Raw genomic sequence first — 22,994 nt, 5'->3', positions numbered from 1 at the left:
AGCGGCACGGCCCGGTACCGCCGGGTGCAGCGCGTGAAGAGGGGGACCGGCCATGGCCGTCGCGAACATCCTGCTGTCCGGCGTCGTCGGCTCGACCGCGTACGGCCTCGCCCACGAGGGCTCGGACATCGACCGGCTCGGCATGTTCGCCGCGCCCACCGAGGCCCTGCACGGGCTCCGCACGCCGAAGGAGTCCCACGTCACCACGGCACCGGACCGCACCCTGCACGAGGCCGCCAAGTGGTGCCGCCTCGCCCTCGGCGGCAATCCGACCGCCATGGAGCTGGTGTGGCTCCCGGACGACCTGTACGAGGTGCGCACACCCCTCGGCGAGGAACTGATCGGCATCCGCACGTCGTTCCTGAGCGCGGGGCGGGTCCGGGACGCCTATCTCGGCTACGCCACTCAGCAGTTCCGGCGGCTGGAGGGCCGCGGCGACGGTTCGTTCTCCGCGGACACCCGCAAGCGCACCGCGAAACACGCCCGGCACCTCAAGCGGCTGTGCCACCAGGGCCTGGCGCTGTACACCACCGGCCGACTGGAGATCCGCGTCAAGGACCCCGAGGAGTACCACGCCTTCGGCGAGCGCGTCGCCGCCGACCCGTCGGCCGCGCTGCCCCTGCTCAGGCACTACGAGGCCGCCTTCGACGAGACGCCCACCGTGCTGCCCGAGCAGCCCGACGAGGCGGCCGTCGAGGCGTGGCTGCACAGGGTCCGCGACGCGTTCTACACCGCGGAGACCTCCGCCTCGTGCTCGTGCTCGCAGGCCTCGTCGATGCCGTAGGTGTCCCAGGCGGGGAACGGGTCGGCCGGCGGGGCGGGTTCGGCCGGGCGCAGAAGACAGCCGGCGAGGGCGGCCCGAAGGGCGTCGGCGTCCAACTGGGTGCCGATGAAGACCAGTTCCTGTGCGAACGGGGCGTCGTGATCGCGGGCGGCGGACGGCTCGAACCGGGCCACCGCCCCGGCCTGTGACCACAGACCCGTCACGTGCGGGCGGCTGGACAGGGTGAAGAACCCCTTCGACCGCAGGATCCTCCCGTACCGTCCGCTGTCCAGCTCCTCCGTCACGAAGTCCCACAACCGGGCGGCATGGAAGGGGAGTTCGGAGCGGAAGACGGTGGAGGAGACCCCGTACTCCTCGGTCTCCGGAACATGCTCGCCGTTGAGCTCCCGCACCCAGCCCGGCGCCTGCTGGGCCCGGTCCAGGTCGAACAGGCCGGTGCCCAGCACCTCCCGCAGATCCACCCGCCCCTCCGTGGCCGGGACGATCCGCGCGACCGGGTTGAGACGGCCGAGCGCCGCCCTGAGCCGGGCCGCGGAGTCCTCGTCGACGAGGTCGAGCTTGTTCAGCACGATGACGTCGGCGAACTCGATCTGGTCCACCAGCAGATCGCTGACCGTACGGTCGTCGTCCTCGAAGGGGGCGAGCCCGCGCTCGGCGAGTTCGTCGCCGTTCGCCAGCTCGGGCAGGAAGTTGGCGGCGTCCACGACCGTGACCATCGTGTCCAGCCGGGCGACTTCCCCCAGGGTGGCGCCGTCGTCACGGGCGAAGGCGAAGGTGGCCGCCACCGGCATCGGTTCCGAGATCCCGCTGGACTCGATCAGCAGATGGTCGAAGCGGCCCTCGCGGGCCAGCCGGTCGACCTCCTCCAGCAGGTCGTCGCGCAGGGTGCAGCAGATACAGCCGTTGGTCATCTCGACCAGGCGTTCCTCGGTCCGCGAGAGCGCCGCCTGACCGCCGCGCACCAGCGCCGCGTCGATGTTGACCTCGCTCATGTCGTTCACGATGACTGCGACGCGCAGGCCCTCGCGATTGGCGAGGACATGGTTGAGGAGCGTGGTCTTGCCCGCCCCGAGGAACCCGGACAGCACGGTCACGGGCAACAGGTCGTACGACACCGGCGCTCAGCCCTCGGGGCGCAGCAGCCCGCGCTCGTACGCCTTGACCAGGTTCTGCGGTACGAGGTGACGCACGCCGTCGATCGTGACGGGCACCAGCGTCGGCGTGGCGGCCTTCCACTGCGCGCGGCGGTGGCGGGTGTTGCTGCGGGACATCTTCCGCTTGGGTACGGCCATGACGGTCCTCCTCGGTGGGGTGAGCACCGAGGACGCTACCTGAAAATGGATCCCATTAACAATTGGCCGTTGCTCGTACCGTCCGTGCCGCTCAGCGGCGGGACCGCACGCGCGCGTCCCGCGGCGGCCGGATGAACTGCAGCTCCAGCGTGAGCGGCGGCTCGGCGACACCGGGGCCACCGGCGGCCGCCCACCGCACGACCTCCTCGGTGCTGTCGTCGTCCATGACGAACCCGATCCACACGGCCCGCCCCCCGGCCCGGCGTCCGGCGGCCGAGGGGCGGACCACGATGACGTTGGCCTGGTCGCACGGGCCCAGACAGTCGGTCGTACGCACCTGGAAGCCGTGCTCGGCCGCGCCGGCGCGCAGCAGCTCCAGCTGCCATGCTGGGTCGGTGCCGGGCTGCTTGCGGGCGTTGCCGCAGCAGCAGCCCCGGCAGACGACGAGGGTGCAGGAACCGGAACCGGAGCCGGTCAGGCGCGTACGGGGCGTCGAAGGCATGGAAGAAGCATGCGGCCTCCCCTGGTCACCCGTCGCCGCCGGGGTGCCCTTCGCGTCAGAATCGCGCCCCGATGTTCGCCCCGTTCCGCGGGACGAGGAACGAGGGTGCCGACGGCAGGGAACCGTCCGCCGCCCGCGCGGCTGTGAGCGGAGCGGAGTCCGTGCTCAGGACTGAGGCGGCGTTCCAAGTGCCGCCCAGATTCCAGGAGTTGCCGCTGGAGACGGTCGCCGATCCGAGCGCCACGGCACGTGCGTCGGCCACGGACAGGTTGGCGGTGAGGACCGCCTTGCCGCCCGAAACGTCCACGTCGAAGCCCGTACCCGCGTTGCCGTAGGTGGAGTTGCGGGTCAGCGCGAGGGCACCGGCGTTGCTGTTGTCCGTGATGCCGTGCGCCGCGTTCTTGAACGAGACGCTGTTGCGCAGGGTGTGAGCGACCGCGGGCGCGGGACTGCCGCCGCCGAGCTTGAAGCCGTTGCCGTCGCCCGCGAAGTCAGGGAAGCCCCAGCGGTTGAAGCCGTTGCCGTACGCGACGGTGTTCTCGACCACGATCGGCGAGGTGAACTTCCAGTTGTCGAAGCCGTCGTCGACGTTGTTCCACAGCCGGGCGCCCCGCACCACGTTGCCCGTTCCGCTGCCCTCCTTGATGGCGAGGCCGTCCGCGCTCTCGCCGTTCTTGCGCGGGTCGCGGTTGGCGTAACTGTCCAGGTTCAGGATCTGGTTGTTGTTGGAGGCGCCCTGGAGCTGGAAGCCGGACTCGTAGTTGTCGTGGGTCTTCAGGCGCGCGAAGACATTGCCGTTGCAGCCGTCGCAGTACACGCCGTACGGCCCGTTCACGATCTCCAGGTCCGAGATCCGCCAGTACGACGCCTCCTGGTGGATCGCTCCGCGATCGGGCCGCGCGATGCTCCCGCCGACGGGGGTGTGGCTCGCGGGCAGCTGCTCGCCGTCGATGACGACCCGCTCGCCCTGGTAGGCGCCGAGGGTGATGGGCGCGGAGGCGGTGCCCGAGGTGGTGATGGTGATGTTGTCGGTGAGGGGGTACGTGCCTCCGCGTACGGCGATGGTGTCGCCGGGGGCGGCCAGGTCGACGGCCCGCTGAACGGTCCGCAGGGGCTGTGCGAGGGTCCCCGGTGCGGAGTCGTTGCCGCTCGTGGCGACGATCAGGGTCCTCGGCGCGGCCGATGCCGTACCGGCCGGACCTAATGTCCCCAGCAGTGCCGCGCTCACCAGTGCCGCCGTCCAGATCGCTGTGCTGCGCCTGTCGCGCATGAGGTCTCCTGCCCTTGCCGTGCATGCCATGTCGCACAGCAGTGGCCGCCCGGGGCGCGAAGGTTGCCGGGTGTCTAGGGTGGAGAGCGTGACCGACAGCAACAGCCTCCCGCTCGCCGTGTTCGACCTGGACAACACCCTCGCCGACACCGCCCACCGGCAGCGGTTCCTGGAGACCAAACCCCGTGACTGGGACGGCTTCTTCGCGGCCGCGCCGCAGGATCCGCCGATCGCCGAGGGCATCGCACTGGTCCTTCAGAGCGCGCGGGAGTGCGAGGTCGTCTACCTCACCGGGCGGCCCGAGCGCTGCCGGCGCGACACGCTCGCCTGGCTCGCCGCGCAGGGGCTGCCGGAGGGGCGCGTGCACATGCGGCGCAACGACGACCGCCGGCCCGCCCGGCGCACCAAGCTGGAGATCCTCCGCCGGCTCGCCCGCACCCGCGAGATCCGGGTGCTCGTGGACGACGACGAGCTGGTGTGCGAGGACGCCGAGCGGGCGGGGTTCACGGCCGTACGGGCGCGCTGGGCCGCCCAGTCCGCGGAGCTCAAGGTGGCGCAGGAGCGGGAGGGGCGGACCTGAGGCTCCGGCGACGGAACGCCGGGGCCGTCGGTCCGACCGTTGGTCCGGCCTCTACTCCGACTCCTCCAGGCGGAAGCCGACCTTCAGGCCGACCTGCCAGTGCGCGACCTGCCCGTCCTCGATCTGGCCCCGCACCTGGGTGACCTCGAACCAGTCGAGGTGGCGGAGGGTCTGCGAGGCACGGGAGATGGCGTTGCGGACGGCCTGGTCGACGCCCTCGGGCGAGGTGCCGACGATCTCGGTCACCCGGTACGTGTGGTTCGACATGCGGGGCTCCTCTCCGCGGTGACGGCGGTGTCACCGGTGTCGGGCGCGTCGGGGCGCGCCCTGGCGCGTCACTCCACCGTGCCCCAAGCCGCGGCGGAGCGCGAGGCGGCTTGGGGCACACACCGTCACCGCGCCACGCTGAGCGACAGCGCGAACCGGCCCTCCTCGTCCGTCCACCAGTGGGCCAGGTCAAGACCCGCCGCGGACAGTTCGGCGCGCACGCCCTCCTTGCGGAACTTGGCCGACACCTCGGTGCGCAGTTCCTCGCCCGCCGCGAAGTCGACCGCCAGGTCGAGCGCCGGGATCTTCGCGGTCTGGGCCGTACGGGAGCGCAGCCGCATCTCGATCCACTCGTGCTCGGCGTCCCACAGGGCCACGTGGTCGAAGGCCGCGGGGTCGAAGTCGGCGCCCAGCTCGCGGTTGACGACCGTCAGGACGTTCTTGTTGAACGCGGCCGTCACCCCGGCCGCGTCGTCGTACGCCCTGACCAGGACCTTCTCGTCCTTGACCAGGTCCGTGCCGAGGAGCAGGGCGTCACCCGGGGAGAGCAGGGCACGCACGGAGGCCAGGAACGCGGCCCGCTCGACCGGCAGGAGGTTGCCGATCGTGCCGCCGAGGAACGCCAGCAGCCGCGGGCCGGGCGTGTCCGGCAGGGTCAGCCGCGCGGTGAAGTCGGCGATGAGGGCGTGCACCTGGAGGCCGGGGTGCTCGTCGATGAGCGCGTGCCCGGCCTGGGTGAGGGCGCTCTCGCTGACGTCGACCGGGACGTACGCGCGCAGGTCGGTGCAGGCGTCGATGAGGTGGCGCGTCTTCTCCGAGGAGCCGGAGCCCAGCTCGATCAGGGTGTGGGCGCGCGTCGCCGCCGCGATCTCCCCGGAGCGGGCGACCAGGATCTCCCGCTCGGCGCGGGTCGGGTAGTACTCGGGCAGTTCGGTGATCTGCTCGAACAGCTCGCTGCCGTGGGCGTCGTAGAACCATTTCGGCGGCAGTGTCTTGGGGGTGTGGGTCAGGCCCTGGAGGACGTCGGCGCGCAGGGCGGCGTCCGTGGCGTCCTCGGGCAGGGTGCGGGTGAGAAGGAACGGACTCACGTGCGGGGCTCCTTCGGAGGTGCGGGGGCCAGTGCGTCGCTCGGCTCCTTGAGCGGGGTGAGCAGCACGTCGGTGCGGCTCGCGGCGAGCAGGGTGCGGTCGGGGACCTCCTGCCAGTGCGGGTCGTCGTCGTAGGGCTCGGAGGCCACGACCGTGCGGCGGCCGGGCTCCGAGAGGTACCAGAGGGTGTCGCCCCAGGCCGTCGCCGTGATGCTCTCGCCGTTGGTCAGCAGCAGGTTGAGCCGGGAGCCGGGGGCCGCCGCGGCGACCTCCAGGACGGTTTCGGCGAGCGCCTGGCCCGCCTCGTCGCCCTCGCGCAGCCGGGCCAGGACCAGCGCCCACACGAGCGCCGAGTCGTTGCGCGCCTCCAGCGACAGCACGTCCGTGGCGGGCAGGCCCGCCACGAGGGGTGCCAGGGAACCCGGCCAGCCCGTGACCGCGCCGTTGTGGCTGAACAGCCAGGGGCCGGTGGCGAACGGTGCCGCCGCGGCCTCCGCGTCCGCGCCCGCCAGGGTCGCGTCCCGTACGGCGGCGAGCACGGCCCCCGAGCGGACCACCCTCGCCAGGTCGGCGAGGGACTGGTCCGCCCAGATGGGCCCGGCCCGGCGATAGCGGGCCGGCACCGGATCGCCCTCGGCGTACCAACCGACGCCGAAACCATCGGCGTTGACCGTCCCGTACCGCTGCCGCCTCGGCGCCCACGACTGCCGGTACAGGCTGTGCGGCGGCTCGACGAGGATCCGGCCGAGCGGCTCCGGCGGGCCCAGATACGCCAGATGACGGCACATCAGACGGCTCCCGAACGGGCCGTGCGGAACCCGGAGAAGATCTGCCGGCGGATCGGGTAGTCCCAGTTGCGGAACGTGCCCCGGCAGGCCACCGCGTCCACGGCGAACGAGCCGCCGCGCAGCACCTTGTGGTCGGGGCCGAAGAAGACCTCCGAGTACTCCTTGTACGGGAACGCCTGGAACCCCGGGTACGGCAGGAAGTCGCTCGCCGTCCACTCCCACACGTCCCCGATCAACTGCCGTACGCCGAGCGGGGATTCGCCCTCCGGGTAGCTGCCGGCCGGCGCCGGGCGCAGATGCCGCTGGCCCAGGTTGGCGTGCTCGGGCCCCGGGTCTGCGTCGCCCCACGGGTAGCGCGTCGAGCGGTCGCCGGCGGGATCGTGCCGCGCGGCCTTCTCCCACTCGGCCTCGGTGGGCAGCCGGCGTCCGGCCCAGCGGGCGTACGCGTCGGCCTCGTACCAGCACACGTGCACGACGGGCTCTTCCGGCGGGACGACCTCGGTGACGCCGAAGCGGCGCCGCAGCCACTGCTTGCCGTCACGGCGCCAGAACAGCGGGGCCCGGATGGCGTGTTGGCGGATGTGGGCCCAGCCCGCCGCCGTCCACCAGCGCTCGTCGTCGTAGCCGCCGTCCTCGATGAACGCCTGGTAGGCGCCGTTCGTCACCGGAGTCGTGTCGATGTGGAACGGCGCCACCTCGCGCGGGTGCGCCGGGCGTTCGTTGTCCAGCGCCCACGGCTCCGACGACGTGCCCATCATGAACGGGCCGCCGGGGACCAGGACTTCGGCCGGGCCGGTGTACAGCGGTACCGGCTCCGGGTCCGGGGCGGTCAGGGCCTGGGGGCCCCTGCGGAGCTGATGGGTGATCAGCATCGTCTCGTCGTGCTGCTGTTCGTGCTGCGCGATCATGCCGAAGGCGAAGCCCGCCTCCGTCAGCCGCGTCCCGTGGAACGCCGTGCGCTCCAGTACGTCCAGCACCCGGCCGCGTACGTCCGCCGCGTACGAGCGGGCCTCGGCGGGCGCCAGCAGGGGCAGCGAGGGGCGCTCGGAACGCGGGTGCTCGAAGGCGTCGTAGATGCTGTCGATCTCGGGCCGTATCGCCTCCTGCCCGGCGACGGTCCGCAGCAGCCACTGCTCCTCCTGGTTGCCTATGTGGGCGAGGTCCCACACCAGCGGCGACATCAGCGGCGAGTGCTGCGCGGTCAGGTCCGGCTCCTCCACGCAGCTGGTGAGGAGGGTGGTGCGCTCCCGGGCGGTGACGAGGGTGCTCAGCGCCCGGTCGCGGAAGGCCTCGGCGTCGAGGGAGGGGGCGGGGTCGGTCATGTGCGGATGTCCTTCCCGTGGGCGGTGGGCGTCCCTCCGGTGGCGTGCAGCCGGGGCCCGGAGTGGTCCGTACCGCGCAGGTGTCGGTCCGTGTCGCGCAGGCTCTGGTCCGTGTCGCGCATGTGGTCGAGCAGGTCGTCGGCGGGGCAGCGGCCGGGGACCACATACCGGTCCCGGTACTCCCGCACGGCGTCGATGACCTCGGTGGTGGCGCCGAGCCGGGGCAGGGCCTCCAGGGCGACCGCGAAACAGGCGACGGCTGTCTCGTGCAACTCGGGGTCGTTCAGGCCGCGGTGGGCCGCTTCGGTCCACAGCGGATTGTGCGGCGCCGGCAGCGACAGGGACCGCTCGGCCAGCGGCTTCACGATCCGGTAGGCGGTCTCGGCGGCCTCCGGGTCGTCGAAGAGCGCCGTCGTCACCGCCAGCGGCACGATCCAGCCGTTGTCGCCGGGCTGGGCGTCGATCATGCGCAGTTCGAGATGCCCGCGGGGTCTGACCGGCGGGAACAGCGTGCTGATGTGGTAGTCGAGATCCTCCCGGGTCGGCGGCTCGGGCGCCCCCGACCTGGTCCACTCCCGGAACGTCAGCCCCTCGGGCACGTCCCACGGGCCGCCGTCGCGGCGTACGCACATCACCGGGGCGTCCAGCACATGCCGGGCCCAGGCGGTGCGCGGATCCACGTCGAGCGGGGGAGCGCCCGCCCGGCCGGCGCCTATCTCCATCCACAGCAGCTGGCGGCTGGACAGCCAGCCGGTGGGCTCGTGCCCGGCCGCGGGGGAGTTCGCGAACGCGGCCACCAGGACCGCGCCCAGCTGGTGCGCCAGCCACCAGCGCCGCCCGAGACCGAGCGGACCGGGCTCCTCGTGACCGGCGTCCAGGCAGACCTGGACGGAGGCGGAGGTGCACATCATGGCGCGGCCGGCCGGGCCGGTGCGGTCGAGGCAGGCCTCCATGGCGTCGTAGCGCGGCTCGCGCAGGAACCTGCGGGGCGTGTGCCAGGGATCCTGGCCGATGCCGACGAGACCGAGGCCGTCCTCGGCCAGTACCGCACGGACGGCGGTGAGGTCGGCGGAGACGATACCGATGCACTCCATCAGGGAGGCGGCGGGCGGCGAGCTCAGTTCCAGCTGGCCGCCGGGCTCTGTGGTGAGCGCCGACCTCAGGGGCACGGTACGCAGTGCGGCATAGGCCGCTGCGAGTCGTTCAGGTGTCACGGGGAGCTGCGGAGTGCGCAGCTCGTGGACGAGCCATTCCACTTCGACCCCGAGTTTTCGGGGTGGACCGGTCTTGAAGCAGATGCCCCGGACCAGGGCCTCCACCTCGGCTTCGGTGACCGCGGTACGGGGCTCCGCACAGTCACTCGGCGTATCGGACATGTCGGGATCCTCCTGAGATTCCACCATGCCGTCGGCCCGGGGTCTGGTGAGGCGGGCCGGCGTCACTCGTTCCACCCAAGACCCTCGCGTCCGTTCGCACAAGGGTGCACATCATCGCAATCGGGGCCGGAAATCTCCGTTTCCTGGGTGTTCTCCAGGAGTTTTCCGGGGGCGGACAGACCCCGGAAACTCCGTTGCACCGCAGGACCAGAATCGCTCAGGATGCGTGTATGAGCACGACGGGGGAGATGGCGGGGGAGATCGCGCGGCGCGCGGTCGTGGCGCGTACGGGGGTCGCGCCATGAGCGCGCGCCTGCGTGCCGTCGCGCGGCACACGGAACAGATCGTGGCGGCGGGGATCTACCGCGCGGCGGACGGCCGCGAGGTGTCCGTCGCCGCCGAGATCGAGGCGGCCCGGGACGGCACGCGGATGTACGGGCCGGAGCCGGTGCGGGTGCCGGAGATCTCCACGGCTGACACGTTGTTCCAGGTCACGGGCGAAAGCAGCCTGGAGGCGGCCCGTCGGCTGGGCGGGCGGGTGGCCGTCCTGAACTTCTCCTCGGCCCGCAATCCGGGCGGCGGCTATCTCAACGGCGCCCAGGCCCAGGAAGAGGCCCTGTGCCGGGCCTCCGCGCTGTACACCTGCCTGGTCGGGGTCCGGGAGTTCTACGACCATCACCGCACCCACCGCGACCCGTTCTACACGGATCGTGTCATCCACTCCCCGGCCGTGCCCGTCTTCCGCGACGACCGCGGCCGCCTTCTGGACGCGCCGTACACCGCCGGCTTCCTGACGGCGGCCGCACCCAACGCCGGAGTCATCGTCCGTACGGCATCGGAGCGCGCGGCCGAACTGCCGAGGGCCCTGGCGGTACGGGCCGAGCGGGTGCTGGAGGTCGCGGCCGCCCACGGCTACCGGCAGCTGGTCCTCGGTGCGTGGGGGTGCGGGGTGTTCCAGAACGATCCGGCGCAGGTGGCGGGCGCGTTCCGGGCGCTGCTCGGCCCCGGCGGCCGGTTCGCCGGGGCCTTCGAGCACGTGGCGTTCGGAATCCTGGACCGTACGACGGGCAACGTGGTCCGAGAGGCGTTCGTACGGGCGTTTCCGGAGCGTCAGCTCCAGCCGTAGCGTTCCCCCAACCGGTGCCGGACCAGGTTGAACCGCATGCGGTCCAGGGCGCACGCCTCCCGGCGCATGCCGCCCTCGTGCAGGCGCAGTACGCGGTCCACGTCGACCCACGAGTCCCGCCCCGTCCGGTCCCAGGGCCCGCTGCCGATCGGCACCCACTCCCGGTGGCCGTCGTGCCGCTTGCTCGACAGCTGGACGGCGAGGAAGGTGCCGCCGGCCTCGCGGGCGACGACGAGCACGGGGCGGTCCTTGCCCCGGCCGTCGTTCTCCTCGAAGGGGACCCAGGTCCAGACGATTTCGCCGGGATCCGGGTCCCCGTCGTGCGCGGGCGAGTACTCCGTGCGCACCCGGCCGACCTCACGGGGGTCCGCCTGGGTGGTGGCGGAGGGGCCGAACCGGCCGGGGACGTTCTCATCGATAGACGCAGTCACGGGCGTAACGTTAGAGCCCGCGCCGCCGAACGTTGGAGCCCGCGTCCCCGAGCCGGTTCTCTCACCCCTTGCCCGGTTCTCTCACCCCTCGCCCGTCATCCCCCGTCCTTCTCCACCGGCACCTTCTGCACCGGCGGCGGGACAGCCCCGTTGAGGGACGAAGTCCCGTTCACGGCCTGCCCGTTCTGGTTCATCGAGGCGAGCAGCTGCCGGGCCAGACCGAGGCCCGTGCCGCCCATGGTGAGCGCCTTGGTGAGCATGTCGGCCATGCCGTCGGCGCCGTTGAGGACCACCATGTTGTCGACGCTGTCGAAGGCGGACGCTCCGGCCCGCACGATCTCCGGCCAGTTCTCGGCGAGTTGCTGGGCGACGACGGCTTCCTGGTTCTCGGCGAGGGCGGCGGCGCGGGCCTTGATGGCGTCCGCCTCCGCGAGTCCCTTGGCCTTGGCCGCCTGGGCCTCGGCGAGACCCCTGGCCTGCGCCGCGGCCGCCTCGGCCTCACCGGTGGCACGGGTGGCCGCCGCCATGGCGGTGCCCCGGGCCTTGGTGGCCTCGGCCTCCGCACCCGCGGCCGTCTTGACCCGGGTCGCCTCGGCCGCGGCCGCGAGCTCCGTCTCCTTCGCCTTGGCCTGGGCCGCCGAGATGCGTGCGTCGCGCTCCGCCTCGGCCATCGTCCGCTTCTCGTAGGCCTGCGCGTCCGCCGGCTTGCGGACGTCCGCCTGGAGCTGCTGCTCTCGCCGGTTGGCCTCCAGCTCGGCGACCCGCGTCTCCTGGACGACGACTTCCTGCCGGGCGGCGGCGTCGGCGAGCGGTCCGGCCTGGCGGGCCTTCGCACCCGCCTTGTCCCGCTCGGCCTGGTAGCCGGCCTGGAGGATCTCGCTGTCCCGGGTCGCCTCGGCCATCCGCGCGTACGACTGCTGCTCGGCCTCCGTGGCCAGCCGGTTCGCCTCCGCCTGCGCGATCCGCGCGTCCCGCTGGACGGCCGCCGCGTGCGGCATCGCCAGGTTCTGGATGTACCCGGTCGGGTCCTCGATCTCGTGGATCTGCAGCGAGTCGACGATCAGGCCCAGCTTCTCCATCTCCGTGCCGCAGGCCGCCCGGGTCTGCCCGGTGAGCTTCTCCCGGTCGCGGATCATGTCCTCGACCGTCAACCCGCCCACGATGGACCGCAGATGACCGGCGAAGACGTTGTGCACCCGCGTGGACATCAGCTTCTGCTGGTCGAGGAAACGGCGGCCCGCGTTCGCGATCGACACGAAGTCGTCGCCCACCTTGAAGATGACCACGCCCCGCACCTTGAGCGGAATGCCCTGGTGGGTCACGCAGTCCACATGCAGTTCGGTCTCGTTCAGGTCGAGCGAGAGCTTGCGCACCGCCTGTACCCCGGGCAGCACGAGCGTGCCGCGTCCGGTGACGATACGGAAGCCCATGCCCGCCTCGAGGCCCTCCGTCTTGTGCTTGGAGCCGGAGATGATCAGTGCCTCGTTCGGTTCCGCGACACGCCACATCATCTTGAACAGACCGATCAGAACGAGGACGGCGGCAACCGCCACCCCCGCAACGACGCCGACAACCATCGGCATACGCCCCCTTTGGATGGTGCCCTTTCGGCACCGAACGAAAGGGAGTGTGCGCCTGTGCGACGGCGGGGTACAGACGCTGGCGCATCCTTGTCGAAACCTTGATACAAACCAGTCTCACCTGCGGGGAAGCGGGCTCAACTGTCGTACGCCGCCTGGACGTAGACGGTCCTCGGCGGCAGGTACTCCACGACCATGACCACCGTGCCCCGCTCGATGCGGTCCGTGCCGGTGGCGGGGTAGGCGAGGAAGTGCTCGGCGCCGCCGCGCACCCGGACGATCACCTCGCCGACCAGCCCGGGCCCGATCGCCCCCGTGACCCGCCCCATCAGCCCGACCATCGACGCGTCGTCCATGGTCACAGGGTACGGGCCGAACGCCGTTACGCGGCCGGGGAATCCGTGACCGCGTGCTCCGGCGGCCAGGCCGCGTGCCAGCGCAGTTCGGCCTCCAACTGCGCGGCGAGGGAGACCAGAAGCGGCTCGCTGTTCGCCGGACCGAGCAACTGGGCGCCGACCGGCAGACCGCCGCCGACGAACCCGGCCGGGACGTTCACCCCGGGCCAGCCCAGCACGTTCCACGGCCAGGCGTACGGACAGGCCGCGATCATCGCGCGGTCGGTGGCCAGTCCGCCGAGGCCCAGCAGCGCGCCGATGCGCGGCGGGGGAGCAGCCGTCGTCGGCGCGAGGATCACGTCGTACGTCGTGAAGAACGTGCCGATACGCCGGTGCAGGACCGCCTCGGCCCGACGCGCCGCCCGCAGCGGCACCCCGCCGAGCAGCCCGCCCAGCCGGGCGGCGTCGCGGGTGCGGCGGTCGAGGAGGGCGGGGAAGGGTGCCTCGCGGACGCGCTCGGCGAGTCCGGCCGTGGCGCGGGGCACGAAGGTCAGCCCGATCTGTCCGTACGGGGGATCGGCCTCCTCGACGATGTGCCCCAAGTCGCTGAGGTGCTCGGCGAGTTGGACGGCCCTGGCCCGTACCTCCGGCTGGAGCCGCGCGGGCAGCGCGGTGAACGGCGGTTTCAGGGAGAGCGCGATGCGCAGTCGGCCGGGGTCGCGCCGGGTGGCTTGCAGGGCGTCGACGGCCGGCGGCCGGTGCGGGTCGAGGTCGTGGTTGCCGGCCGCCGCATCCAGGAGCAGGGCGGCGTCCGCGACCGTACGGGCCAGCGTGCCGTTGACCGTGATGCCCTGGAAGGACTCGCCGCGCGGCCAGGTGGAGATCCGGCCGCGCTGCGGCTTGATGCCGATCAGGTGGGTCCAGGAGGCGGGGATCCGCACCGAACCGGCGCCGTCCGAACCGAGCGCGGCCGGCACCAGACCGGCGGCGACCGCGGCGGCCGAACCGCCGGACGAGCCGCCCGGCGTGTGCTCCGTGCTCCACGGATTGCGCGTCGCACCGAAGGCGGGCCCTTCGGTGAACGGCCACTGCCCGAACTCGCAGGTGTTGGTCTTGCCGACGATCACGGCGCCGGCCGCGCGCAGCCGCCGTACCGCCTCGCCGTCCTCCGCGACCGGCGGGAACTCCCCTTGGCAGCCGAACGCGGTCGGCTCGCCCGCCACGTCCATGTCGTCCTTGACCGCCACCGGCACCCCGAGCAGCGGCTTGCGCACCCCCGCGGCCAGTTCCCTGTCCGCGGCCTCGGCCTCGGCGAGCGCCGCCTCGGTCCGTGCGATCCGGAAGGCGTTCAGCGAGGTCTGCGTGGCCTCGATCCGGGCCAGCGCCGCCTCCACGAGCGACCGGGACGTCACCTCCCCGTCGGCGAGCGCACGGGCGGACTCCGCGAGGCCTGCGGAACGGTCGGACGTCATGCGGGGCACCTCCGGGACGGCGCTGTCTACTGAACGGTAACGTCCGGCGGGGCGCGACGGAACGCCCCGCGCGGCAGGGCTGGCGCACGGTCGGCATCGGTGCACGCCACAGCTTTCCCACAGGGCCCACGGACTCGTGCGCAAACCATTGACGCCCCCGACCCTCACCCCTACCTTCTGATCGACTTTCCGAACCGAGTTCGGAATATCGAACGCCAGAGCCGTATGTGCTTGTGTCCGAGGGAGAGCCGCCCGTGACCACTCGACCCCCCACGCCGTCGCGCCGCACACTGCTGCGGGCGATGGCCGTCCTGCCCGCCTCGGCGCTCGTCCTGGGCGAGGCGCCCGGACTGCTCGGCACCGCCTCCGCCGCCGCCCCGCCGAGCGGCTCCGCGACCCGCTACACCATCGTGCCGTTCCTCAACAGCAACGACGGCACCGTGAACGTCTACCAGTCCGACGACGCCACCGACTTCCGCCTGGCCAAGTCGTCGGCCTACACGCCGCCGAGCAACCGCATCCGCGACGCGAGCATCTTCAAGCACACCAACGGCTACTACTACATCACCTACACGACCCACACCTGGCAGGACCCGAGCACCACCATCGGCTTCGCGCGCAGCTCCGACCGGGTCAACTGGACCTTCCTGTACGACTACACGGTCCCGATCGCCAACCTGTCCCGGGCGTGGGCGCCGGAGTGGTTCGTCGACAGCGACGGCAGCGTGAACGTCATCGTGTCCTGCTCGACGGCCAACGACGAGTGGATCTTCACCCCGTATCTGCTGAAGGCCACGAACTCCGGCCTCACCGCGTGGAGTTCACCGGTCGCCCTGTCCGGCATCGGCGCCAACCACATCGACACGTACCTCGTGAAGATCGGCTCGACGTACCACGCCTTCACGAAGAACGAGACGGCGAAATACATCGAGTACGCGACGGCCTCCAACCTCACCGGCCCCTACACGATCAGGAGAACCGGCGACTGGGCGGGCTGGGGCAGCTACCGCGAGGGCCCGGCGCTGGTGCAGCTCGACAACGGCGGCTGGCGGATCTTCTTCGACGGCTACGGCGACGGCACCTACTACTACAGCGACAGCTACGACACCTTCGCCACCTGGTCCGCCCCGGCCGCGCTGCCCGTCGTCTCCGGTACGGCCCGGCACTTCACAGTGGTCAAGGAGACGGTGTCGGGCGGCCCGAGTCTGGCGAAGGGCGTGACACGCTCGTTCCAGTCGGCCAACTTCTCCACTCGCTACTGGCAGTCCCAGTCGTCCCTGCTCAACCTCCCCGTGGTCAGCGGCTCCAGCCCCACTTCCGAGAAGCAGGCCTCCACCTTCACGGTCGTCGCCGGCCTCGCCGACGCGAACGGCTACTCCTTCCGCGACGCCTCCGGCAACTACCTGCGCCACTGGGACTTCCGCGCCCGCTTCGACGCGAACAACGGAACGTCGACCTTCGCGAAGGACGCCACGTTCATCGCCCGCACCGGCACGACGAGCGGCTCCCTGCGCTTCGAGTCGTACAACTACCCGGGCTACTACCTGCGCCACTACAACTACCAACTCCGGGTGGAACGGACCGACGGGACGGATCTGTTCCGCCGGGACAGTTCGTTCGTGCCGGTGACTGCTTGGGCCTGAGCTGCGGAGTTCCCGGCCAAGTGTGCAATAGATGTGCAACGGGCCGGGCGGGGGCGAGGGAGCGGTGACGCGGCTCGGGGAGGGCATCGAAGCCAGTGGGTTTGTACGTGGGAGCCTTGAGCATCGCTCAAATGAAGTCGGGGGCGTGATCATGCGCCCATTTGCGGAAGGTGCGAGCTGGAGTTCCCGTTATCTGGTCGAGCGTGAGGTAGGCATCGTCGTCCCGGGCGCTCGTGTCATGGGGTTCATCTGTGATGCCTTCGACGCCGTCGTAGCTTTCGAAGCCGAACAGGAAGTCTGCGTTCGCGGCCGCGAAGCCGCCTTGGGCTCGGTAGAAGCCGCGGGCTTGTTCGGCGGAGACCTCATCGAGCGTGATCTGTTCTCCGATCGCTTCTGCGATCACTGCAACCTGTTCGCGTTTGGTGAGACTGTCCGGTCCAATGATCGTGTCGATCCGTCCGCGGCGGCGTGGGTCGAGCAGGTTGGCCAGGACGACGTCGGCAATGTCGGCCTCATGGATGGGATGCCCGATCTGATCAGGAAAGGGCTCCACAGCTCGCCGATTTGTCTTGATCGCTGGTCCCCATATGAGGAGTGAGTTTGTCGCGAACTCACCGGGACGCACGATGCTCCAGTCCACTCCCGAGTCCATGACGGCCTGCTCAACGACCGCGTTGTACGTGGTGTCGTAGCCGGCCGTTACGGCGGCGGAGGAGACCACGACCACGTGCTCGACGCCCGCCTGCTTTGCGCGAGAGGCGACCGCCTCAATGGTCTCGGGGACCGCGATCAGGACGAGTTGCGCGGCACCGTCGAATGCGTGCCTCAGTGTGGACGGGTCGTCCAGGTCGCCGAAGACCACATCCGCACCATCCGGGAGCGAGGCACGTTGCGGGTGTCGCGACAATCCGCGCGCTGTGTGACCGGCATCAAGCAGCCCTGCGACGACCAGACGGCCGATCGTCCCAGTGGCCCCGGCGACCACAATGGGAAGGATCTTCTTTAAATGAGACATAGTTTCTCACTATAAGACGTCGACGTATCATGCTGCAATGGACCTCTCTCCTCAACGTGTACGGACCCGTCGGGCGATCCTCGACGCCGCAGCAGCGCAGTGGTCTCGCGATCCCACCGTCGGCCTTGGTGACATCGCCGCCGCCGCCGGCGTGGGGCGAGCAACCATTCACCGGTACTTCTCCGACCGTCAGGTCCTTCACACAGCGCTCATCACCGACTCGTGGACGACGCTACGAGCGGCGATCGAGCATGCCGGCCCCGCCACAGACTCGGCGCTCGAGGTGATCCAACGCATCATCACGGCGATGGTGCACGCTGGTGATCAGATGAGCTTCTTGTTCACCACCACCGAAGGCACGCCTTCTGAGGCTGACGCCGGTATCGCACGAGAGGTCGATGAGCTGATCCTCGCCGAGATCGAACGAGGCCAGCGTGAAGGGGCACTCGACTCGGCAGTTCCCGCGAGGTGGATAGAGCTGATGATCTGGAGCACCGTCTACACGGGCCTGCGAGCCGCCGCCGACGGACTCGTACCACGGCACGGCGTGGACGAACTGGTACGCCGAACTCTTCGCCGAGCAGTAGCCGAGCAGCCCCAGTAGTGGCCCGGCCAACCCGGCGTGACCAGCTCGCAAGTTGACTCATGTTCTGGGTGAGGCTCGGCCAGGACAGTCAAAACGGAGGCGGCGAAGGGTGAGCCTTTCCAGTGCTGTCACCGGCCTACGGGATCGCCTTCGGCGCCGTCGTCCCGCGTGCGCAGCGTCGCGTGGCCGCCGTGATGCAAGGGTGTGCCCAGCTTCAAGCGGGCTGCCTCGCGGGCTGTTCGGGCGTCGAAGACGTGGACCTCGCCGTGGCCGCCGCGGGTGACGGCGACCCAGTCCGTACCCGGTGAGGCGGCCACCGCACGGCGTTGGACGCCCTCCCAGGGGGTGCCTCCGCGGCGGGGAGCGCCATCCATGGCGGGGAGGGGGGCGCGGCGGACGGTCTCGTCGGCGGCCAGCAGGATCAGTTCGTCGCCGTCCGGGTGTATGCGGGTGAATGCGGTGTGGTCCTTGGTGAGGGCCAGCCGGAAGACGAGTCCCGGGCCGAGTTCCGGCAGGGTCGTACGGTCCGATTCCAGGTCGTGGCGCCACGCCTGGTTCGTCCACTCCGGCCATCGCAGCGGGTCCGCGGGACCGCCCCGCAGGGTCGACCACAGTATCCGTCGCCGTGGATCGAGCCGCAGATACCAGCCCCGGGCGGGCGACCCCCACGGAATCGCCGGCTCCGGAACGAGTGCGTCGCCCGCGCGGCGCGCCCGATGCACCCCCTCTCCCGTGGCCGCGAACACCTGCCCGTCGTAGGGGACATGGGCGTCGCCGTGCCCGTCGTCCGGTAGGGCGAGGCATGCGTGCGGCGTGACCGGCGGGCAGCCGGGCGGTGAGTCGAGCAGGTCGGCGAACCGGTGGACGGTCAGCGAGCCGGGTTCCCGGTGCCTCAGGACGACGAGGGGGTCGCCCTTGCCCACGACCGTCACGCCCGGCTCACCCACGCGCGTACGGACTCGGGCCGCGTCACCCGTGGCGAGGTCGACGACCGTCAGCAGATCCGACCACGGGCTGCCGTTCTTGCCCAGTCCTGTGGTGACGGCCACCCACCGGCCGGACGGGTCGCAGGCGAGATGCTCGGCCGGTACGGCGACCGGAATCGCGGCTTCCACCAGCTCGTGGCCGAACGGGTCGAGCACCAGCAACTCGCCCCTGCGGTCGTCGACGCAGGCCGTCCGTCCGCCCGGCAGCGCCAGGAATCCGGCGTGCTCGGAGAGGTGACGGCCGGTGAGGCAGTGCGCCTCGATGCCGTCCGGCACGGTCAGCACGTGGACGGTTCCCCCGACATGGTCGGAGACGAGCAGCAGCGGGTCGGTGTTCATCGGGGTCTCCATGAAAAGGGGGTCTGATGAAAACGATTATCATGTATCTTCGATGCGTTCCGGGTCCCATGAGAAGAAGCGAGGGCATCGATGCTGCGCTCACCGTCGAGATTCGTTCGAAGCTGGATCACCGCAGCGATAGTGGGCTCCGTCCTGGTCGGATGCGGCGCGTCCACCGAAGCCGAACCCGCGGGCGAAGAGGCCGCGGCCGGCGCGAAGACCGATGTCACCGTGGAAACCATCAAGGCGACACGGCAGTTGACCGACGCGAACGGCGTCAAGATCTCCCTGAAGAAGGAACCCGAGCGCATCGTCTGCCTGTTCGCGCTCTGCGACGACATCCTGACCGAGCTGGGCATCGTCCCCACGGCCACGAACAGCGCACTCCTCGCCCACCCCGACTTCCTGGGGAAGGAGAAGGCGAAGCAGGTCGACGTCATTCCCGGCGGGTTCATCGCTCCCGAGGTGGAGGCGATCCTCTCCCACAAGCCCGATCTCGTGATCGGCCTCGAGGACACCCACGGCAAGCTCGCCCCGGCCCTGAAGGGCGCCACCACGTTCTGGCCGATGCAGCCCGAAACGTGGCAGAACAGCGTGGGTTACCTGCGCGATGTCGCGGCGCTCACCGGCCGTACCGCCGAAGGCGAGAAGGCCGAGAAGACCTTCCGCACCAAGCTCGCCGAGGCCGAGCGGGCCAAGAGCGACAAGACCGCACTCGTCATCTACGGCAGCGACGAGAACTTCGGCGTCGCGACCCCGGGGACGGACGTGGCCGCCGGGCTGTTCCCGAAGCTGGCCAACTACCCCTGGAAATCCCGTGGAGTGGAAGGCAGTTACAGCCTCGAAGAGATCCTCGCGCGTGACGTGGACGTGCTGTTCGTCGAGACGATCAGCTTCGGCGAGGCGGACGGCAAGCTGTCGGAGAAGCTGGCGAAGAACCCGCTGTGGGGGAAGATCCCGGCGGTGCGGAACGGCGACGTCCACGAGGTGGACTCCGAAGTGTGGGCCAAGGGGCGCGGTACTCGCTCGCTGGGCATCGTCCTCGACGAGGCCACGGCCGCGCTGCGGTGAGCGCGCCCACCGCGACGGAAACCGCGGCAGGTGGCGCGACTTCGGGAGAGCGACGGTCGGGGCGAGCCCCGCGGCCCGGAGCACGGTGGCAACTCCCCGTAGTGATCGCCCTGTTGGTCGCGGCGTCCTGCTGCGCGCTGAGCCTGGGCACGCCGTACGTCCCGTTGCACCAACTGCCCGGTGCGCTGCGGGACGCGGACAGCACACTCGCCGGGATCGTCGTCACCGAACTCCGCGTGCCCCGGCTGCTGCTGGCGCTGATCGCCGGGGCCTGCCTGGGCGCGGCAGGACTCGTACTGCAGGAGGCGCTGCGCAACCCCCTGGCCGTCCCCGAGATGCTGGGCATATCGTCCGGGGCCGCACTGGGGGTCGCCGCGCCCCTGGTGCTGGCCGTGGCCATCCCCGCCGCCGTCCAGCCCCTGCTGGCCATCGGCGGGGCCGCGCTCGGCGGCGGCCTCACGCTGCTGGCCGCCGGACTGGGGCGCAGCCCGTCCGCCGTCCTGCTCACCGGGGCCGCCGTCGCCGCCGCCCTGCAGGCCGCGCTGCTCGTGCTCATGGTGATGGCCGACCAGCTCGACCTCCAGCTGATCTACCGATACCTGCTCGGCTCGCTCTCCGCCCGTACCTGGGAGGACGTCACCGGGCTGTGGCCCTGGCTGCTCGTCGCGGTGCCCGCGCTCGTGCTGTGCGCGCCGGTGCTCTCGGTGCTGCGGCTGGGGGACGAGGACGCCGAGGCGCTGGGCGTCCGCGCGCAGCGGGCCCGGTTCGCCGCGCTGGCCATCGCCGTGGTGCTGATCGCGCCCGTGACCGCGGTGTGCGGTCCGGTGGCGTGGGTCGGCTTCCTCGCCCCGCACCTGGCGCGATGGGTCAACCCGGCGGCCGGCGCGGTGCGTTGGCTGCCCTGGTCGGCGGCGTGGGGCGCCGTCGTGGTGGCCGTCGCGGACATCCCGGCCCGGCTCGCGCTGGCGCCCGTGGAGACACCGGCCGGTGCCTGGACGGCCCTCCTCGGTGTGCCCCTCGGCGTCGCCCTGCTCCGGTCGGGCAAGCGGCGGCCGACGGCTCCGCGACAAGCGGCGGGTTCCGGTTCCGCTCGTGCGGAGTCTCGGAGGACCGGTCCCGGAGCCGGGCACGCCGAGCCGCCGGGGGAGGAACGTTCCCCGGCAGCCCGGGCGCCCGGACCTGGAGAGAAGCCCCGGGGCGATGGTCCTTCCGGCGTTCCGCTCCCACCCGGTGGGGCTCCCGCGGCGGAGGAGGCTCGGTGAGGCGGCGTTTCGGGGTGCTCTGCGCACTCGTGGTGGTGTGCGCCTGCGTGGAACTGCTGGCCGGACGGGGCATGTCCCCGGCCGTCGTCTGGGACGTGCTCGGTGGGGGCGGCGACGCGACGGAGCGGCACATTCTGCTCCAACTCCGCCTGCCCCGGCTGCTGGTGGCCCTCGGCGCGGGGGCCTGCCTCGGTGTGGCGGGCCTGGTCCTGCAGTCCGCCCTGCGCAACCCCCTCGCCGGTCCCGAGGTCACCGGCGTGACGCCGGGCGCGGTACTTGGAGCCGTCACCGCGACCGCTCTCGGACTCGCGGGGTGGGAATCGCCCCTCGCCGTCGTCGTCGCTGCGTGCGTGGGCGGGTGCACCGGGGCCGCGCTGCTGTGGCTGCTCGCCGGGAGGGGCGGGGGAGACCCCGCGCAGACCGCCGTGCACGGCGTGCTCGTGTCGGCGGTGCTCGGCGGGGTCACCGCCATGGTGCTGCTCGTCGCGCCGGGTGAGCTCGGCAGCGTCGTCCAGTGGCTCCTCGGCACGACAGAGGGCCGCGTGTGGCAGCACTGGCACCTGCTGTGGCCCTGGGCGCTGGCCTGGGGCGCCGCGGCGTGGCTGTTGGCCGGGCCGCTGACCCTGCTGCGCTGCGGCGACGAGATCGCCAGTGCCGCCGGGCTGTCCGCCGCGCGGGCCCGCACCCTCGCCCTGTTGTGCGCGGTGGCGCTGACGGCTGGTGCGGTGGCCGCGGTGGGGGCGCTGGGTTTCGTCGGGCTGCTCGTGCCGCACCTCGCGGTGGCCGTGTTCGGTGCGGACCTGCGGATGACGCTGCCCGGTGCCGCCCTCGTGGGTGCGGCCGTGGTGTGCGGGGCGGACGCGGCGGCGCAACTGGGGTCGCGGCTGCTGGCGGTCGCGCTGGACGCCGACGGGCTCACTCTGCCGGTGGGGGCGCTCACCACCTGTCTCGGGGCCGTCTTGCTGCTGGTCGTCGTACGCCGCGCGCCGAGCCGATCGTTCTGATGTCGACGAAGGACAGAACATGACCGAACCCGTGGGGATCCGCGTCGAGGGAGTCCGCTTCGGCTATCCCGGCCGGCCCGTGCTGCGCGGCGTCGACGTGAGCGTCGAACCGGGCGAACTGACCGCCCTCATCGGCCTCAACGGCTGCGGCAAATCAACGCTGTTGCGGCTGGCCGCCGGGCTGCTGCGGCCGGACGAGGGACGCGTACTGCTCGGCGGCGACGACGTCGCCCGGCTCTCCCGGCGCGCCACCGCCCGCCGGGTGGCACTGCTGCACCAGTCGGCCCCGGCCGTACCCGGCATGACCGTGAGCCACCTCGTCCGGCAGGGGCGGTACGCGGCGCGCGGCCCGCTCGGCATGCTGCGCGAGGGCGACGACCCCGTCGTACGCCGGGCGCTGCGCGATGTCGGCGTGGAGCAGTGGGCCGAGCGTCCCGTCGACGCGCTGTCCGGGGGAGAGCGGCAGCGGGTCCGGCTCGCGATGGCGCTCGCCCAGGACACCAAGGTCCTGCTGCTCGACGAGCCGACCACCTATCTGGACCTGCATCACCAACTCGACGTGCTGCAGACCGTGGTGCGGCTGCGCGAGGAGCGTGGCCTCACCGTCGTGATGGTGCTGCACGACCTGGCCCATGCCGCCCGGTTCGCCGAGCGGATCGTCGCCCTGCGGGACGGCCGCGTGGTGGCCGACGGGACCCCGAAGGAGGTCGTCACCCCCGGCCTGCTCGCGGACGTCCTCAAGGTGGCGGGCCGGGTCGGCCAGGACCCCGAGGGCGGCTGGCCGGTGTGTTACCCAGATCACCCCCTCCCAGGACTAGAATATGAAAATCATATTCATTAGGTTGATGGGCGGCGCTCACCAGAACGCCGCACGT

General features: G+C 71.5%; 24 protein-coding genes. 9 read left to right on the top strand and 15 right to left on the bottom strand.

The window, feature by feature from the left end:
• Positions 1–52: 52 nt before the first annotated feature.
• The gene (locus tag AC5P09_RS20640) at positions 53–784 is read left to right on the top strand and encodes a nucleotidyltransferase domain-containing protein (RefSeq protein WP_493875300.1); all 732 of its coding nucleotides are present in this window, start codon (positions 53–55) and stop codon (positions 782–784) included.
• Here the strand turns inward: AC5P09_RS20640 and AC5P09_RS20635 are convergent.
• From AC5P09_RS20635 to AC5P09_RS20620, 4 genes are all read right to left on the bottom strand, one after another.
• A complete protein-coding gene (locus tag AC5P09_RS20635; RefSeq protein ID WP_493875299.1) occupies positions 727–1,899 on the bottom strand; it encodes a GTP-binding protein in 1,173 nt (390 codons plus the stop codon). The two genes, AC5P09_RS20640 and AC5P09_RS20635, sit on opposite strands and share 58 nt — an antisense overlap.
• Before the next feature lie 6 nt (positions 1,900–1,905).
• On the bottom strand, positions 1,906–2,076 hold the full coding sequence (rpmF, locus tag AC5P09_RS20630; protein ID WP_095750490.1) for a 50S ribosomal protein L32: 171 nt from the start codon (positions 2,074–2,076) through the stop codon (positions 1,906–1,908).
• A gap of 91 nt (positions 2,077–2,167) precedes the next feature.
• Positions 2,168–2,578 (bottom strand): (2Fe-2S) ferredoxin domain-containing protein, encoded by a 411-nt coding sequence (locus AC5P09_RS20625; RefSeq protein ID WP_493875298.1) that lies wholly within the window; start codon positions 2,576–2,578, stop codon positions 2,168–2,170.
• A gap of 55 nt (positions 2,579–2,633) precedes the next feature.
• Positions 2,634–3,848, bottom strand: a complete 1,215-nt coding sequence (locus AC5P09_RS20620) for a right-handed parallel beta-helix repeat-containing protein (protein WP_493875297.1) — start codon at positions 3,846–3,848, stop codon at positions 2,634–2,636.
• An 88-nt stretch (positions 3,849–3,936) separates the two neighbouring features.
• Here AC5P09_RS20620 and AC5P09_RS20615 point away from each other — a divergent pair, with 88 nt between their 5' ends.
• Positions 3,937–4,428 (top strand): phosphatase domain-containing protein, encoded by a 492-nt coding sequence (locus AC5P09_RS20615; RefSeq protein WP_493875296.1) that lies wholly within the window; start codon positions 3,937–3,939, stop codon positions 4,426–4,428.
• Between the two features lie 51 nt (positions 4,429–4,479).
• Here AC5P09_RS20615 and AC5P09_RS20610 read toward each other — a convergent pair whose 3' ends face one another.
• The 5 genes from AC5P09_RS20610 to egtA form a co-directional block, all read right to left on the bottom strand.
• On the bottom strand, positions 4,480–4,695 hold the full coding sequence (locus AC5P09_RS20610) for a dodecin (protein ID WP_493875295.1): 216 nt from the start codon (positions 4,693–4,695) through the stop codon (positions 4,480–4,482).
• 125 nt (positions 4,696–4,820) lie between these two features.
• A complete protein-coding gene (gene egtD / locus AC5P09_RS20605; protein ID WP_307678794.1) occupies positions 4,821–5,783 on the bottom strand; it encodes an L-histidine N(alpha)-methyltransferase in 963 nt (320 codons plus the stop codon).
• Positions 5,780–6,571 (bottom strand): ergothioneine biosynthesis protein EgtC, encoded by a 792-nt coding sequence (egtC, locus tag AC5P09_RS20600; protein WP_493875294.1) that lies wholly within the window; start codon positions 6,569–6,571, stop codon positions 5,780–5,782. Before egtC ends, egtD begins: the two co-directional genes overlap by 4 nt.
• Positions 6,571–7,893 (bottom strand): ergothioneine biosynthesis protein EgtB, encoded by a 1,323-nt coding sequence (gene egtB / locus AC5P09_RS20595; protein WP_493875293.1) that lies wholly within the window; start codon positions 7,891–7,893, stop codon positions 6,571–6,573. Before egtB ends, egtC begins: the two co-directional genes overlap by 1 nt.
• Positions 7,890–9,269, bottom strand: coding sequence for an ergothioneine biosynthesis glutamate--cysteine ligase EgtA (egtA, locus tag AC5P09_RS20590; RefSeq protein WP_493875292.1), 1,380 nt, complete (start codon positions 9,267–9,269; stop codon positions 7,890–7,892). Before egtA ends, egtB begins: the two co-directional genes overlap by 4 nt.
• Positions 9,270–9,570: 301 nt before the next feature.
• On the opposite strand from egtA, the gene AC5P09_RS20585 reads away from it, so the two are divergent.
• The gene (locus AC5P09_RS20585; RefSeq protein WP_493875291.1) at positions 9,571–10,395 is read left to right on the top strand and encodes a TIGR02452 family protein; all 825 of its coding nucleotides are present in this window, start codon (positions 9,571–9,573) and stop codon (positions 10,393–10,395) included.
• Here AC5P09_RS20585 and AC5P09_RS20580 read toward each other — a convergent pair.
• The 4 genes from AC5P09_RS20580 to AC5P09_RS20565 all read right to left on the bottom strand — a co-directional run bounded on the left by AC5P09_RS20580 (position 10,380) and on the right by AC5P09_RS20565 (position 14,213).
• Positions 10,380–10,826 (bottom strand): type II toxin-antitoxin system PemK/MazF family toxin, encoded by a 447-nt coding sequence (locus AC5P09_RS20580; RefSeq protein WP_493875290.1) that lies wholly within the window; start codon positions 10,824–10,826, stop codon positions 10,380–10,382. The two genes, AC5P09_RS20585 and AC5P09_RS20580, sit on opposite strands and share 16 nt — an antisense overlap.
• A gap of 95 nt (positions 10,827–10,921) precedes the next feature.
• Entirely contained in the window at positions 10,922–12,409 is a 1,488-nt protein-coding gene (locus AC5P09_RS20575) for an SPFH domain-containing protein (protein ID WP_493875289.1), read from the bottom strand.
• A gap of 134 nt (positions 12,410–12,543) precedes the next feature.
• Positions 12,544–12,762 carry an NfeD C-terminal domain-containing protein gene (locus AC5P09_RS20570; RefSeq protein WP_266450852.1) on the bottom strand — a complete coding sequence of 73 codons (219 nt, stop codon included), beginning with the start codon at positions 12,760–12,762 and terminating at the stop codon, positions 12,544–12,546.
• A gap of 26 nt (positions 12,763–12,788) precedes the next feature.
• On the bottom strand, positions 12,789–14,213 hold the full coding sequence (locus AC5P09_RS20565) for an amidase (RefSeq protein WP_493875288.1): 1,425 nt from the start codon (positions 14,211–14,213) through the stop codon (positions 12,789–12,791).
• Between the two features lie 254 nt (positions 14,214–14,467).
• On the opposite strand from AC5P09_RS20565, the gene AC5P09_RS20560 reads away from it, so the two are divergent.
• The gene (locus AC5P09_RS20560; RefSeq protein ID WP_493875287.1) at positions 14,468–15,856 is read left to right on the top strand and encodes a glycoside hydrolase family 43 protein; all 1,389 of its coding nucleotides are present in this window, start codon (positions 14,468–14,470) and stop codon (positions 15,854–15,856) included.
• Between the two features lie 127 nt (positions 15,857–15,983).
• Here AC5P09_RS20560 and AC5P09_RS20555 read toward each other — a convergent pair whose 3' ends face one another.
• Positions 15,984–16,871: an SDR family oxidoreductase gene (locus tag AC5P09_RS20555; RefSeq protein WP_493875286.1), complete on the bottom strand. Its 888-nt coding sequence runs from the start codon at positions 16,869–16,871 to the stop codon at positions 15,984–15,986.
• A gap of 37 nt (positions 16,872–16,908) precedes the next feature.
• Here AC5P09_RS20555 and AC5P09_RS20550 point away from each other — a divergent pair, with 37 nt between their 5' ends.
• Positions 16,909–17,475, top strand: a complete 567-nt coding sequence (locus AC5P09_RS20550; protein ID WP_493875285.1) for a TetR/AcrR family transcriptional regulator — start codon at positions 16,909–16,911, stop codon at positions 17,473–17,475.
• Positions 17,476–17,585: 110 nt separating this feature from the next.
• Here the strand turns inward: AC5P09_RS20550 and AC5P09_RS20545 are convergent, their stop codons facing one another.
• A complete protein-coding gene (locus AC5P09_RS20545) occupies positions 17,586–18,782 on the bottom strand; it encodes a hypothetical protein (protein ID WP_493875284.1) in 1,197 nt (398 codons plus the stop codon).
• Positions 18,783–18,872: 90 nt separating this feature from the next.
• On the opposite strand from AC5P09_RS20545, the gene AC5P09_RS20540 reads away from it, so the two are divergent.
• The 4 genes from AC5P09_RS20540 to AC5P09_RS20525 all read left to right on the top strand — a co-directional run bounded on the left by AC5P09_RS20540 (position 18,873) and on the right by AC5P09_RS20525 (position 22,960).
• Positions 18,873–19,853 (top strand): ABC transporter substrate-binding protein, encoded by a 981-nt coding sequence (locus AC5P09_RS20540; RefSeq protein ID WP_493875283.1) that lies wholly within the window; start codon positions 18,873–18,875, stop codon positions 19,851–19,853.
• Positions 19,854–19,966: 113 nt separating this feature from the next.
• Positions 19,967–21,115: a FecCD family ABC transporter permease gene (locus tag AC5P09_RS20535; RefSeq protein WP_493875331.1), complete on the top strand. Its 1,149-nt coding sequence runs from the start codon at positions 19,967–19,969 to the stop codon at positions 21,113–21,115.
• Positions 21,112–22,119, top strand: coding sequence for a FecCD family ABC transporter permease (locus tag AC5P09_RS20530; protein ID WP_493875282.1), 1,008 nt, complete (start codon positions 21,112–21,114; stop codon positions 22,117–22,119). Before AC5P09_RS20535 ends, AC5P09_RS20530 begins: the two co-directional genes overlap by 4 nt.
• A gap of 19 nt (positions 22,120–22,138) precedes the next feature.
• On the top strand, positions 22,139–22,960 hold the full coding sequence (locus tag AC5P09_RS20525) for an ABC transporter ATP-binding protein (RefSeq protein ID WP_493875281.1): 822 nt from the start codon (positions 22,139–22,141) through the stop codon (positions 22,958–22,960).
• The last annotated feature ends 34 nt before the right edge of the window (positions 22,961–22,994 follow it).

The organism is Streptomyces sp. a15 (assembly GCF_059026085.1).
Note: the sequence above shows the minus strand (reverse complement) of the source record. Positions and strands in the feature narration are given on the sequence as shown.

What these genes read in the sequence shown, in the direction of transcription:
- AC5P09_RS20640 (WP_493875300.1), top strand. Translation starts at nt 53, where the DNA reads ATGGCCGTCGCGAACATCCTGCTGTCCGGCGTCGTCGGCTCGACCGCG.
- rpmF (WP_095750490.1), bottom strand. Translation starts at nt 2,076, where the DNA reads ATGGCCGTACCCAAGCGGAAGATGTCCCGCAGCAACACCCGCCACCGC.
- AC5P09_RS20625 (WP_493875298.1), bottom strand. Translation starts at nt 2,578, where the DNA reads ATGCCTTCGACGCCCCGTACGCGCCTGACCGGCTCCGGTTCCGGTTCC.
- AC5P09_RS20620 (WP_493875297.1), bottom strand. Translation starts at nt 3,848, where the DNA reads ATGCGCGACAGGCGCAGCACAGCGATCTGGACGGCGGCACTGGTGAGC.
- AC5P09_RS20610 (WP_493875295.1), bottom strand. Translation starts at nt 4,695, where the DNA reads ATGTCGAACCACACGTACCGGGTGACCGAGATCGTCGGCACCTCGCCC.
- egtC (WP_493875294.1), bottom strand. Translation starts at nt 6,571, where the DNA reads ATGTGCCGTCATCTGGCGTATCTGGGCCCGCCGGAGCCGCTCGGCCGG.
- egtB (WP_493875293.1), bottom strand. Translation starts at nt 7,893, where the DNA reads ATGACCGACCCCGCCCCCTCCCTCGACGCCGAGGCCTTCCGCGACCGG.
- egtA (WP_493875292.1), bottom strand. Translation starts at nt 9,269, where the DNA reads ATGTCCGATACGCCGAGTGACTGTGCGGAGCCCCGTACCGCGGTCACC.
- AC5P09_RS20585 (WP_493875291.1), top strand. Translation starts at nt 9,571, where the DNA reads ATGAGCGCGCGCCTGCGTGCCGTCGCGCGGCACACGGAACAGATCGTG.
- AC5P09_RS20575 (WP_493875289.1), bottom strand. Translation starts at nt 12,409, where the DNA reads ATGCCGATGGTTGTCGGCGTCGTTGCGGGGGTGGCGGTTGCCGCCGTC.
- AC5P09_RS20570 (WP_266450852.1), bottom strand. Translation starts at nt 12,762, where the DNA reads ATGGACGACGCGTCGATGGTCGGGCTGATGGGGCGGGTCACGGGGGCG.
- AC5P09_RS20565 (WP_493875288.1), bottom strand. Translation starts at nt 14,213, where the DNA reads ATGACGTCCGACCGTTCCGCAGGCCTCGCGGAGTCCGCCCGTGCGCTC.
- AC5P09_RS20555 (WP_493875286.1), bottom strand. Translation starts at nt 16,871, where the DNA reads ATGTCTCATTTAAAGAAGATCCTTCCCATTGTGGTCGCCGGGGCCACT.
- AC5P09_RS20550 (WP_493875285.1), top strand. Translation starts at nt 16,909, where the DNA reads ATGGACCTCTCTCCTCAACGTGTACGGACCCGTCGGGCGATCCTCGAC.
- AC5P09_RS20545 (WP_493875284.1), bottom strand. Translation starts at nt 18,782, where the DNA reads ATGAACACCGACCCGCTGCTGCTCGTCTCCGACCATGTCGGGGGAACC.
- AC5P09_RS20540 (WP_493875283.1), top strand. Translation starts at nt 18,873, where the DNA reads ATGCTGCGCTCACCGTCGAGATTCGTTCGAAGCTGGATCACCGCAGCG.
- AC5P09_RS20525 (WP_493875281.1), top strand. Translation starts at nt 22,139, where the DNA reads ATGACCGAACCCGTGGGGATCCGCGTCGAGGGAGTCCGCTTCGGCTAT.